This window comes from Pedobacter planticolens (assembly GCF_014172375.1).
Lineage (GTDB): Bacteria > Bacteroidota > Bacteroidia > Sphingobacteriales > Sphingobacteriaceae > Pedobacter > Pedobacter planticolens.
Window position 1 is genome coordinate 1634133 of the sequence record NZ_WNXD01000001.1, and the last position, 13528, is coordinate 1647660.

At 35.1% G+C, this 13528-nt stretch carries 10 protein-coding genes; 2 read left to right on the top strand and 8 right to left on the bottom strand.

Going from position 1 to position 13528, the window contains the following annotated elements; genetic code table 11:
- Positions 1-148: 148 nt before the first annotated feature.
- From GM921_RS06670 to GM921_RS06685, 4 genes are all read right to left on the bottom strand, one after another.
- Positions 149-934: a hypothetical protein gene (locus GM921_RS06670; RefSeq protein ID WP_182921818.1), complete on the bottom strand. Its 786-nt coding sequence runs from the start codon at positions 932-934 to the stop codon at positions 149-151.
- A gap of 428 nt (positions 935-1362) precedes the next feature.
- Positions 1363-3987: a TonB-dependent receptor domain-containing protein gene (locus GM921_RS06675; protein WP_182921819.1), complete on the bottom strand. Its 2625-nt coding sequence runs from the start codon at positions 3985-3987 to the stop codon at positions 1363-1365.
- 15 nt (positions 3988-4002) lie between these two features.
- The gene (locus tag GM921_RS06680; protein WP_182921820.1) at positions 4003-5025 is read right to left on the bottom strand and encodes a FecR family protein; all 1023 of its coding nucleotides are present in this window, start codon (positions 5023-5025) and stop codon (positions 4003-4005) included.
- Between the two features lie 108 nt (positions 5026-5133).
- Entirely contained in the window at positions 5134-5757 is a 624-nt protein-coding gene (locus tag GM921_RS06685; RefSeq protein WP_202985634.1) for an RNA polymerase sigma-70 factor, read from the bottom strand.
- 503 nt (positions 5758-6260) lie between these two features.
- Here GM921_RS06685 and GM921_RS06690 point away from each other — a divergent pair.
- Entirely contained in the window at positions 6261-6635 is a 375-nt protein-coding gene (locus GM921_RS06690; protein WP_182921821.1) for a hypothetical protein, read from the top strand.
- A gap of 222 nt (positions 6636-6857) precedes the next feature.
- Here the strand turns inward: GM921_RS06690 and GM921_RS06695 are convergent, their stop codons facing one another.
- Together GM921_RS06695 and GM921_RS06700 are read right to left on the bottom strand one after the other, a co-directional pair.
- Entirely contained in the window at positions 6858-8036 is a 1179-nt protein-coding gene (locus tag GM921_RS06695) for a hypothetical protein (protein WP_182921822.1), read from the bottom strand.
- Between the two features lie 114 nt (positions 8037-8150).
- On the bottom strand, positions 8151-8906 hold the full coding sequence (locus GM921_RS06700) for a sigma factor-like helix-turn-helix DNA-binding protein (protein ID WP_182921823.1): 756 nt from the start codon (positions 8904-8906) through the stop codon (positions 8151-8153).
- A gap of 1117 nt (positions 8907-10023) precedes the next feature.
- Here GM921_RS06700 and GM921_RS06705 point away from each other — a divergent pair.
- Complete coding sequence (locus tag GM921_RS06705) at positions 10024-10305, top strand: helix-turn-helix domain-containing protein (protein ID WP_202985635.1); 282 nt, start codon at positions 10024-10026, stop codon at positions 10303-10305.
- 57 nt (positions 10306-10362) lie between these two features.
- Here GM921_RS06705 and GM921_RS06710 read toward each other — a convergent pair whose 3' ends face one another.
- Both GM921_RS06710 and GM921_RS06715 read right to left on the bottom strand, forming a co-directional pair.
- Positions 10363-12477, bottom strand: coding sequence for an AIPR family protein (locus GM921_RS06710; RefSeq protein WP_182921825.1), 2115 nt, complete (start codon positions 12475-12477; stop codon positions 10363-10365).
- A 105-nt stretch (positions 12478-12582) separates the two neighbouring features.
- Positions 12583-13527 (bottom strand): hypothetical protein, encoded by a 945-nt coding sequence (locus GM921_RS06715; protein ID WP_182921826.1) that lies wholly within the window; start codon positions 13525-13527, stop codon positions 12583-12585.
- Position 13528: the final 1 nt, after the last annotated feature.

Consider the following 13528-nt stretch of genomic DNA (forward strand, 5'->3'; position numbering starts at 1 on the left):
AGTTTTAATGCTTTCTCCTTCGGGATGCTACAAGGCCAGTCCTTGCTTTTGGGAAAGGTCTGTGGTTTTATTTGAGATTGTAAAGCGGTCGTCATTCCCAACTTGATTGGGAACCGTAATGCAATAAGAGGTTTTTTAAACTTTATTTTTAATGAATTTGTTTAATTAACCAGCTTGCGATATCATTTGCTGCTTTATCATTCTCGTATTTTACGGGCAATCTTCCGTTTACATATTCATTGTATAACCATGGATCGCCAACAGCTAATACCGTTCCTTTGCCGTATTTAACGCTCACCATTACATTCTTTCCATCTGCTGTTTTTAAGATCGGTTTGGCTGAATTGTTAATGGCAATTGAAGATGCATCTTTAATAAAAATGGTCTTTGCAGTTTTTAGAATTGGGTTATTCTCAATGGTTAATTCACCATCGGCAAAATGCTGATCGTCTATAACGTGAAGAATTAAGTCTTTATTAAATGTGAAACCGAATTTAGTGGTCAATATGTTGGTGTGCTCCAAATCAGCATTTACTTCGTCGTTTGCCATGATCAATAACACACCTCCTTCTTTTACCCATTTTGCAATTGCTGTTGCTTCTGTTTCCGTTACATAATTAGGTTTCGGGTTGTCTTTTAAATTATCTGGATCTACAATGATAAAAATATCTGTTCCTTTCAATTTATCTGCATTTGGTGCGGTGCTTAAGGTTTTTAGTTCTTTTGCTCCATTTCTTTTAAAAGCTTCGCCAAAAATCGAAAATCCAGACGATGCTTTTTCATCCCATAGGTAATGAAAACTAACCATATTACCTGATTTGTCTTTTTTTGTTTCTTGGTTGTAGTAATTATCTAGTGTAATGGTTTGTGCATTTGCTTTTAAGCCAAGGAAGATGATTAGGGTTATGATCCAGGTTTTTGAAATGTTGCTCATAGTTTGGGTTGTTTTATCAATTTGTATTGACAAATATATAATTTCAAACTTCTATTTAATATTGCTTTTTATCAATATCATCAACTGTTTACACGCAAACGCATAGGCTTGCCTTGGCTAATAGTTAACACCAATCGTCTTTGTGAAGCTGATTTTCATCAGCTGTGGCTCCGCAGGAGTATCCTTGGTGTAATCTCATTGCTGCTCTGCTTGCTGAAGCACAATAGTAAAGATGCCAACGCACTGGCTTGCCTCGGTTTGCCGCCACCGAAGAGGCTCTAAACTTTTTCTTGATAAAAAGTTTAACAAAAATCAAGTCAGGAACGATGCTTCCACGCTCTAGGCTTACGCATGGCCCGCCGTTCCTGTCTACCCTACGCTCTTTGGGACAGTGGGATTTGACAAAAGATAATGTGTTAATGAATAAATTAATTTCCTATCCTTCGTTTTTCTTCGTCGTTACTTTGTTCGATTTTCTTATTATTGAATTTTTTACCGGAACTAAATGTGTAATTTAATGATAAGTTGATGGTTCTTGTTTGTCTCTTTTGGTAAAAATCTATGCTAGTTCCTAAATATTCGGTATAGCTCTTTTCTCTAGCGGTGTTAAAGATGTCGGCAAAATAGGTACGAATTTGTAGCTTTTTATTTAATAAACGCTTTGTAAGTCCAGCATCGATATTAAATTGATCCGAGGATTTTGTGTTTGCATTTACAGAGGGCGAACGGTAATAACCATATACATCTAAGTCTATAATATTTTTAATCATTACGGTATGCTGAAGTGAAGCAAATAAAGTAGATTGTGAAATCTGATAGTTATCTAAATTATATCTCAAATTATATCCCGCTAAGGACGTATTCATTATCCACCACTTAAAAAATTTAATTGGTGCATATATGGAGAACCCGTATTCTTTACTACTGCTAAAATTGCGATTTTGGTATTCAATTACATTGCCAGCACCTGGCTGCGCTAATTGTGCAACCCGATCTGTAGTAATTGAATAATACAAATCTGCAGCAATCTCTTTCCAAAAATAACTTCCTACTTCAAATTTATGTGTGTATTCTGGGGTAAGATCTGGGTTTCCTATTTGAGCTAGGTAATCATCAAACTGTAAACGATATGGGTTTAAATCTGCAAAAGAAGGTCGTTGCAATCTTCTTGAATAACTAAAATAAATGGCGCTTCCTTTTGCTTCATCCAATTTTTGGTTTACAAATACTGAAGGGAAAAGCCCGAGGTAGTTTCGTGTAAACTGCTTATTCAATGTAATTGAATTTCCGTTCATGTGCGTATGTTCTGCTCTTAGGCCTGCTTTGATGCTTAGTTTTTTCCAACTCTTTTCAATTGAAGCATATGCCATAGAAAGGTCTTCCTTATAGATGAACTGATTACTTAGATTGGTATTCAGCACCCAATTTCCCCCGCTATAATTTTCGTTGATCACTTGATTATCTCGTGTTGTTGATGCAAACTTTAAGCCCGCTTTAATAGAAATTTGTTGCTTTAACATTTTTGTATAATCGGTTTGAAGGCTATACACATTAGTAGTATTTGGGGTATTATTGCGGTAGGTAGAATTTTTTGAAGGTACATCGTACATCGAAGAAAAGTTATTTACTTCCTTTCTTTTACTGTAAATATAATCGCCTATTACTTTAAAGCTCGAACCTAAGCTGTCCAGTTTCCATACATAATTTATCGTGGTTCCACTAAGAATAGGTCTTCTGAACCATTCGGATCTTGCAGTACCTGAAAGTGGTTGAGCACCTATAAACTTATTGTAGGTATTGAAATATTGGTTTAATCGGGTACCTGTTTGCACGGTTTGAATGCCGAGCGATTGATTTTTGCCCAAGTCGTAACCTATGCTAAATTGATATTTAGCAGCGTTATTATTATTATAACGATCTGTATTACTCGAATAAAAATCCTGATTGGGATAGGTAACTCGGTTACTGGCAATGGATTCGCTCTTTTCATTCCCAGCTGATACACTACCAAAGAGATACAAGTTTTTCACTTTATAGTTAAGCGATAACCCTGCACCATATCCAAAACGGTTTTCAATTTTACGGTATTGAGTATTCACACTTCCCACTAATCCGTCTCTTCTCGATTTTTTAAGTATGATATGGATGATGCCTCCAGAACCTGAGGCTTCAAACTCTGATGGTGGACTAGAAATGATCTCAATTTTACTGATATCTTCTGATCTTAACGTACGCAGGTAATCTGCGAGGTCATTTCCCGACATGCGTTGAACTACATCATTAATCATTACCATTACCGATTGATTTCCTCTTATTTTAATATTACCATTGTTGTCTACCCAAATTCCTGGCGATCGTTGTAATACTTCAAGTCCATTGCTCCCATTTGCCAAAAAGCTTCCTTCCACATTTACAATATAACGATCTGTTTTTCTTTCCATCAAAGGCTTGGTTCCTGTTACGTTTACCGTTTTTAGCGCTAACTGATCATCACCCAAAACAATTTGCTTTGCAGTAAGTGTATCAGGATAGGTAAAATCAATTTCTTTTGATTTAAAACCAACTGATGTAATTTTTAAACGATAGGTATAGTTTGGTAAAAAGTTAAATGCCAATTGATAATCTCCAGTTTCATTACTAATGCTGCCTCCTAAAAGTACCTTCTCATCAAATAATCCTATAGAGGCGAATGGAATGCCTTTTCCTTTTATATCTACTATTTTACCATTTAATGTTGTTTTATAAATCGACTTTTCTTTCCCCAATTGTTTTCTACTCCCAATTGCAATTAACCTGCTGGTAATCATTTGATGATAGAGCCGTTGTTCGGGCAATACTTTTGTTAACACTTCAGCAACTGGCATATTAGTTACATTTAATGATACTCTCATGGTATCTGAAACCACATCATCACTGTAAATGAAACTATATTTGCTCTGTTCTTCAATCTGCTTAAATAACAAACCAATAAACTGTTTATTGAGATTAAGGGTTACCACTCTATCTTGTGCGCAAAGTAGAACAGGTAAACTAAGCACAATGAGTACTATCATTATTTTTCTCATCCTTTAATCTTTAATGATTACCAGCTTATTGCTAATGGTATAAGTTAACGGATAAGAGAGTTTTAGTCCATCTAAGGCCTGTTTAATGGTTTCAGTGGTGAATGTTCCACTAAAGCGGCGCTCTTTTAATTGTGCACTTTGGATTTCAATTTTTAGTTCATATTTCTTCTCTAAGCGGATAGCCAGATCCTTTAGTTTTTCTTTGCGGAATATCAGCGTATCAGAAGTCCATTTGGTTTCATTTAACAAGTCCAGTGTACTGATCGGTTCTATATCAAATTTTGAAGTATTACCTTGCACTAAGGCTTTGGGGATGATTAGTTTTTGGTTAGGTTTAAGTAGTATCCTATTTTCGGGATCCGATGTATGGCTAACTTGGATTAGACCTCTTATTAAAGCTACTTGAATGTACGGTTTACCACTGTAGGCATTTACATTAAATGCTGTACCCTTTACTTCTATAGTGATATTGCCAACATGAATGAATAAAGGAATGGCGGAGTTTTTCACGACATCAAAATAAGCCTCACCCTGAAGAGAAATTTCACGTTTTTCTTTTCCAAATGAGCTGTTATAGCTCAGTTCAGAGTTTTTGTTCAACCAAATTTTCGTACCATCTGCTAGTAGTTTGAAAGATTTAGTAGTACCTGTGTTAAAGGATTGGATTTCTTGCTGACTACGTTTTTGTAAGGTATAAACGACTAACGTTGAAGCTAATGCTAAAATAAGTACTGCTGCGATTTTAAGGAAGCTGAAGATATTGAATTTGCTTTTTGGTGCAGCATAATCAAATGTTCCTTCAAAGTTCTCTTCTTCGGCTTTAGCAATCATTGTCCAAGCAGCTCTTAGCTTATCGGTTTTTGAGTTTTTAGCTTTCCGTTGGTTAAAATATTTTGTTAGCTTATCCGCCAGCTGCTTATATTCATCACTAGTATTGATAGCTAGGGTTAAAAGCTCATTTTCCTCAACGGAAATATCATTGCTTAGCTTTTTGGATAACAAGAATAGAAACTTATCTTTTTTCATTTATTTAAATTTTCTTTCTTCACCTTTTTCAATGGTGATGAAGCTGACATTTTCATTTAGCTTTATACGTTAAGGACACCTGAATTTTAGTTTATACTTATCTGCTTACTAAAAAAATAAAGAAGTGATTAAAGAAAGCTTTTGTGTTTTACTAGTTTTCTTGCGTGGATCGTACCCTAAATAACCGCTAATGGCATCTGCAAGTGTAATTATAGCTTTATGTAATTGGTTTTCGACGGTTCTAATAGAGATACCTAATATTTCGGCTACCTCATGTCGTTTCATGCCTTGCTCTTTAATCAATTTAAAAATCATTCGACGTTGATCAGGTAACTTAGCTACTATTAAATCGAGTATTCTTGAAAGTTCTTTTTCTTCGGCTAGGCTAGTTTGGTAAACAGAAACTATATCGAATGACTGCTCATCTGAAGGAACAGTAACTAGTTTGTTTTTTCTGTGATTTGACCTGAGCCAATTTAAGCAGGCATTTTTAATAGAAACAAAGAGATAAACTTCAGGATTGATGATGTTCGAAAGCATGGCACGCTTAATCCATACCTTTACAAAAAGCTCGGATGTAATTTCTTCGGCACTTTCCAATTGTTTTACATACTGCAGCGCAAATGCCAATAATTTATCGTGGTAACGCAAAAAAAGTTCATCAAATGCATGAGTATTCCCACATTGGATTTCCTTAAATAACACGATAAGGTGATCTTTCTTCTCCGGCATTAATGAGTTTTTTTTATAGCTGATAGATTGGTTTTATTAAAAGACACAAAAAATTAGTGGTATACTCACTCAAAGGTAAAATTTATACATTCAATGAGTTAAATCGATACCAAGAAAAAATATACCCTTGAGAATCTTTACCAGCTCCGCCGAAAGATAGATAAACCACTTTCCAAATTGATATGGTATAGCTGATTGTTTTATCATCAGCTCGATTTAACGTTGTGGCTAAGGAGGATAGGATTAATCCTTAAAAATAGTTGATTAAATACCTCTGTTAAGGTCTGCTTCGGGACTTCTTCGAGTCTTCTTCGAGACTTGTTCGAGAAAAGAGGTGTTTTCTCGAACATGACCCGAACAAGACCTTAACAAGACCTAATGAAATGGGTAGTATCAAAAGCTCAATTAGGGATTAAGCCGATGGCCTTTTGTTTTTCGTTTAAGTTAAATAATCTTTTGTAGCGTTTTGTAGAACAGATTCGTATAGGTACGAAAAGCAAAACATGAAAAACTTCTTATTCGCCAGTGTACTAATATGCACCTTACTGATTACTGCCTGTAAAAAAGATGATCAAACTACAGGTGAACTATTCGGAAAATGGGTATTGACCGAACAATATGCAGATCCTGGCGATGGCAGTGGGACATATCAAAAAGTAAAAGAACTGAAAACAGTAACCTTCCTTCCTACCGGAGAAACTACGGGCGAAGTTTTTGAGCCACTTACAAAGTTTAAGATTTTGGATAGTGTGCGCCTAGAAATCACCACCAAAAATATAAATCAGCCTCTTATTTATTACTATAAAGTTACCGCTAAACAATTGGTACTCAATCCGCCATGTATTGAAGGCTGTGGATTAAAGTTTAGGAGAAAATAGTGTGAGATTGGTTGGTTATTGAAGAGTGCGAAATACAAATTCACTTAAAAGAAAAGTTCGAGGTATTTTGTAAACATCTCGAACAGCTGGCCCTTTCGTTTTTAGAGTGTAGTTTGTTAGTGAGCTTCAGATAAAGAAATATAATTATAAGAATGTTAGGGATTGTAAATCTCTTTAATTTGAATTTCGAAATGCCTTGCAAAACATTTCGAACAGCTGGGTTTATTCTACAATTACCATGATACCCACTTGTTTTGCCTTATACATAATTTTCTCCTTCACGCTAAAATAGCTCCAATTTTGCAATATAAATTCATCGTGTTTGGCAATTGCCTCTTTGTCCTGCTGGCCCACTAAAATTAAGGTAGCCGCTTTATTCTTAAGGCATAACTCAATTAAACGCTTGCTGTATAAATGTAATTTAGTGTTCACATAGTGATGCTCCTTCTGCTCATAATGTTCAGACCCTTTCATTTTACGCTTCCGTCCGTGGCCACCATGATTGTAAGTGATCCCTCTTTGCAATCTTTGTCTTGCCGCCTGTATTGCCAAACGCCGATGTAAAAACTCTTCTTTATTACCAATTTGGTACTGCTGTTGTCCAATATTTACCGTAATCGGATAGTTAAGCGAAAGCGAAGCTTCGGCAATTATGCTATTGTCTAGCTCTTGTGGTAATTCTCCCACTTCAAAATTGGCCAGTAAATAGATCTTGCCCTTATCCAGCACAATGCTACTAGAACGTAATTTAGCTGGGTAATGAAAAACCCTCGACAGTAATGTTCTTTTTTGATTGTCCTTACCTAAATAAGTACGAAATGGAATCTTAAATAAGCTAAAGGTATATTCTTTTCCGTCAGGTTTAAAGTCTTTAATACTCCGCCCCTTAAATGGCAAGGGCTGCTTTCGCTGGTGGCTCCTGAGCGATTTCTCTCCGTTTCGGTAATCCTTAATCTCTTTCGCAAAGGCGGATGATAAGCTGTAATTTAAGCAGCATAGAATGTCGTTCGGAATTTCCCCTTTAAATAGCTTCGACAACAACCTGCCCGTTGCATTCAATTTGGAGGTGTTCAATACACCCTCTTCATCTTTGGCTTGATTACTTAATTTCAAATGAAATTCTTCCGTAAAATAGAAGAAGTCTTTTAACTGTTCCTGCACATAAAGGTGACTCGTAACCATGTTCAATGCCCTAAAAACAATATACCGCCATCTATACAAGGTTTTATGATGCAACTCAATCACTTCAGCATCTTTACTGTGAATAAACAACTGTATTTTCCTGGTAAGTACCATTTGTTTAAGATTTTTGTAATCAAGATTAAAAATTAAATCCTCAGCATAAGCAACAAATACTAAACTGGATTTTTGTTGTATGATCTGATAATCGAGTTTATTCAAACACCAACCAAATCTTAGTGCGTACAAACAATGGTCGCACCCTACGGCTATACAAGTAGCCTCAAATTTTTATCTACCCTTTTCATTTAGCAAAAAAGGCATTATCAATCTTATTTATTTACACACCTGATAAGCCTTTACATAGGCTAGCTTTACCTGCGTTTCTGCCATGTTAAGTTCACGGGCAATTTCTTCAAAGCTATATTGAAGCTCATAACGCATCCTCATTACGTTCTTTTGCAAATCATCTAATGCTCCATTAAAGGTTAAACCACTCTTTTGTGTAGCCTGTTGCAACTTCTGTTCGTTCGTTAATATCTGCTTCATTTTTTTTAAAAGATCTTCAACTTGCTTTGCCACTACATAATCAGATATGCCGCCTAAATAATAAGCAATCCGATCATAATTGAAATCGTATTTGAGACAAAGCCTAATCATCTGTTGCTGCGCTTCTGATAAATTAGGAATCAGTTGTTTAACCCGCAACCATTGCTCCTGGTATTTGACCAATAAGTGATCATACGTCTCAAGGGGCTTATCCTCTTCCCCTATCTCTGGGTCTGCTATCAGTAAAAAATCAGGATGAGCTAAATCGTCTAAGCAAAAAAGATTAAAATGAAACCTGTTTTTTGCAACACTATAATAATTGTAAATCGCTTTATTTAATTGCTGCTTCAAAAACGTATAAATATCAGCCGCTTGTAGCTGATCACGTAAATGCCAAACATTTAAAAAGGCATCATGCACCATTCCGCTAGCCACTACATCATCTTTCACCGCTTTTGTACAACGCCAAGCGAACATAGCATAATATCGACTATAGAATTGATTGAAAACATACATTTGCTGATTTGAGGGCGTCTCTTCCATATTTAGGTATTTATTGATGGTTTATTAAAATTATTAGTCCAATGAGGCATTCCTGCTCCACCTCCCATATAGTCACTGTCCCCCCTTCCGCGACATTGCGAACCCAATCCTTTGCCGAAATTTTGGGATGGTAATTTCCTTCCATTCCGCGTCATTCCGCACTTGATGCGGAATCGTAATGCTTTGGGTTTTCTTTGCCTCATGACCGGCAGGTCTATTGTCTTTTTTCTCTTTGTTTTTGTTTCGTGTTTCTCCCTGCAACCCCTCAAAAATCCACACCCCTATCCATTTACCACTGCCCAAAAGAGCGCTGGCCTGAAAGAACGGCGGGCCATGCGTTTGCCTCGAGCGGAGAAGCATCGTTCTTTCTTGACTTTTTGGGTTCTTTTTCGTCAAGAAAAAAGAACCTTGCCCCCGCGGCAAAGAGCGGATCAACCGCTTGCTTCTATCACCCCCCAACCCTTTTACCAAAGCCAAAAATCACTGACCTAAAAGAACACCCTTGACCAAAATCACATAACAAAAAAAGCGGGAACGCTCCTCTTAAAACTTAAAAGGAAGAATTAACCTATTAACCATAACAACCTCCATTCTTTGTTCCCGCTTATATCTTCTACACCGGGTTCTTCGGCTTTAAAGCAAACAAACGATCAAAAGGAAAAATACAATAGAGATGATTGGGATTTGAAAAAACATAAGCTGTTGCATTCGCTTTTGGAGAAAGCGACAGTAGATTACATACAGATTTACTTATTTTTTTCATTGCTCGTATGGATTATACGAGTCTTGATTGGGGTAGCTACAATACATGTGGGACTACCAACCATAACTACATTAAAGTTCTCAGGCCTTACGTTGAAAAGGATTTACAGCAGCCCCACATCTATTTCGATGCACAAATATATACATCTACACATAGATATGGGCATTAATTCTGCTGTCTTGCTTCAACGGCCTGAGATTTTTGTAGTTGCAAGACTCGGATTAATACCTAATTATAAAACGAATATAAAAATAAAAGTTTAGATATTCTAAAGTATTCTTTAAATAATCAAATGAAAAATAGAAAAATTATCAAGTAAACATTTCACTTGGTATGTTTATCAAAACGATAAGAGTGAAAAAGAAGTCGGAGCTTACAGAACTTGGTAAATACTTAATTTTGAAATCTGCTAACAAAGCAGAAATTTACAGGAAGACGAGTATTACTGAATCTCGTCTAAGTCTGCTAAGTAACGACCCAAAAACTAAACTTTCTGGAGAAGAATTATACTTGATAGCTCTTGCACTGGACGTTGACCCTGGCGATATGGCTAAGACAATTTATACGGGAGTTAAGCTAAACACTATTGCAGAACAAGAAGCTTTAGCTGCTAAGAGCAGAAAAAACAAGCTATAAACAATAACTCCAATTGATTTTAGGCTTGACTAAGGTGGTTGCTGTTATGAAACAATATTAAGTCTTATTTTTAAAGTTCTTTAAAGTGTTACCATCTGAATCTTTCCAAGTGATACGGCCATTAGATGAATACCCGTTAATTACATTGGCAGCTAAAGACGAGCTAGAAAACACATAATCTTTTATAAAAGTGTATTTTCCGTTCCCTAAAGTAACTATATTTTTTTCTACCAAAACTCCTCTAAGTCTGGTTTGACTGCCAGTAAGAGATTGAGAACTCTCTATACTCATATCGCTTTTTGCAAGGACTTTGAACCCATTAATGGTTGGAATACCAAATGCTGTCAAGCCTTTAATTTTATTCTCTAATTTATATTGATTAAAGAAATTTGTTTCGACAGAATCCACATTTTCCAAATCAACCTCTTGATTTAGAGTTTTAAAAATAGTTATAGGCAAAGGCGATTTATAAAAAGTATTAAATGCGAAGCTTCTATTCTCTGTTTTAGCTCTTGCTTTTCCTACCTTATTAACTTTTTCAATAACTTCGATTGCTTTAGGATAAAGCCCTAGTAGCAGGTCTAAATTTTTATATTCAATATCGATATTGTTTTGCTTTGCAATTTCCTTTATGAAGTAAAGAATATATAAGCTAGCATAAATTATATATGATTTTTCTTCGTAAATAACCTCATTTATAAAGAGTTCTGGTCTCTTTTCGTTTTTATTAGCCTCTATAAATTCAAATAATTTATATGCTAGTAAAACCTTATCCGTATCAATATCTTCTGTAAACACGTTATCATACTCCTCCGCAAATATTGACGCTTTTGAATTTTTAGCTTCGTATGGACTGTTGTTGTAAAAACTCATTAACACCTGACCAACTTTTTCAGAATCTAACCTAACGTTCTTGGCTTCGTCAGCATATTGATTTTTCTTTCTTTCATAAAAGTATCCCCGAAGTTTAAATTCTTGCTCTAATTTTAACTGAACATAATCAATTGATTTTATATCACGGTTATTTACGGGGTTTTGACTATTTGTAAACTGAGCAATTTTTCCACTTAATTCTTTGTTTTTAATCTCATATATCCTACATAAAACACTTGCATTCTCAAGTTTGTTATAGTCTTCTTTAAGTGCGTCGTATAAAGCATGAATGGTTTGACTTCCATTAACTACCTGAATATCTTTCAGCTCAATTAATGGAAATTGAGGGTTTAAATTATACATGAATTCATTACATGTAATTGTGATTCCGTTATTGTAATAGAAAAATTTTGAGCTATCATCCGATAGCACGGTTCTCTTGATATTTTGGTTAATTCGTGGTCTCTGCTTTAAATAAACCCTGACATTATCATCAAATGCATCTTCACAAATTTCGCTATTAGTCAATTTCGAGATGTCATCTAAATTAGTTTCTAGCCTTAAATCCTCCCTGTTTAATACAATTCTGATACAATCAACCACACTAAGATTGACAATTAATGCCCTCGTATCTCCCCCTGATTGTTCAAATAATTCCTTTTTACTTACTTGAATTTTTGCGTCAACGATTTTTCGATGCTTACCCGTCAATTTAAGAACTATATCTTGAGCCAAAAAATTCCTAAGCTCTATGTTGCTATAGGCATCTAATTGCTTTTGAAATCTATGCTGCTCATTCTTTTCTAATGGGAGTGAACCATTTGACACCAAGTGAATAACAAACGCGGGATGCTTTACGTTAAAAAGTTCCCAAATCTCTTTAACCTTCTCGTACAAGAACTGGTTAATTGACGCTTTAAAAACATCATCTTCTATACCTTCAAATAAATGGCTGAGAAAGCTTAAAATCTTATCAATTTCACTACTTGGAAAGTTAGAGAGAGTTTTTTCGAAGGTTCCAGAATATTTAAAATTGAATAGATGAATAATTGGATCTTTACCAGTTTCTTCAATATAAATAGCATCAATTCCTCTATCATTACCTTTCGGCCCGTTATTTTGTGATAGATAATGGGTATCTGTTATACAATTCTGAATTTCGTCTAATTGAAGATTAAATAGATTACCAAGAACCAAAAAATAAAATGCTTCATTTGAAGCAGATGCATTTATATCTTCTTTAATCTTTTCAACAGATGTTTTAATTAGTGAATAATCTTGCCTAGTATATTTTCTCATTATTTGTTCTTAAAATCCAATTTCGTTTTTCTTGTTTCCAATGCCATATAATATTTCTCTCAACAATCATATACATTCACACATACCTAATAATGACCAGATGTTTTATCTCATATGCATAATATCCATCGGTTTGTAGTGTTCGCAATAAACATTGATGCCAAATTTTATAATCAATGCACTTACCATCACTATAACAGTTCTAATACCTATATTTAATTTATGAAATGCATCTGCAACAATAGTTGTGATTAGGCTAGTTATGCCCGCTAAGCCACCTGTGTACCAACCTTTATAAACTTCACTATCTTTATCGCAAATCGACTTATAAATAGTTCTCTTAATAGATTTAAATAAGGTCTTACCTATTTTTTTGTCTTCCAACATTTCTTTCCCGGATGGCAGTGCTATCCTCTCTGCTGTAGGCAATTGCTTTTTTGAAAACTCGTCGACCTTTAACAGGACATGTTTTGCACTATTTGGCACTACATTACCAATATTCTCAAAATATTTATCTTCTAATTGATTAGACTGGATGAACTTACTTACTTCATGTTCAATTTCGTTAGAGTCAAATCTCTGCACAGGAACAGATCCTTTAAGTGCAAATAGCAAACCCTCTTCGTCAAAACGTTCAATCATATTTTTTCTAAAAATTGCTCGTTTTGTTACTGAAGAGATAACTTTATCGTTTATTAAAACCTCTCTAATCAACGGTTCAGCTTTAAGAAGATCCTTCATTCTTAAATAGCATATAGCTAACAAAGCAGTAGCTTCTAGGAAAGTCCGTGTATGTTTATTTATAATAGTGCGTATACCTATAAGTCCACTAATAGCTATATTTACTTCGCCTTGTTCCATATTAGCTTCAAAGAGCCTAGTTTTAGCCTGCATTAATCTGGCTGTATTACCAGTAGAATTAAAAATGGGCTGCAAGTCTAAAATTATTATTTTAGCAGAATTGACATCCCCTTTTGAGGCGGCAATTTCAAGTTGGTTTTCAAGCCTCTCAACTCTTTCTTTTTGAATAGGAGTAAATTTTTGTATCATA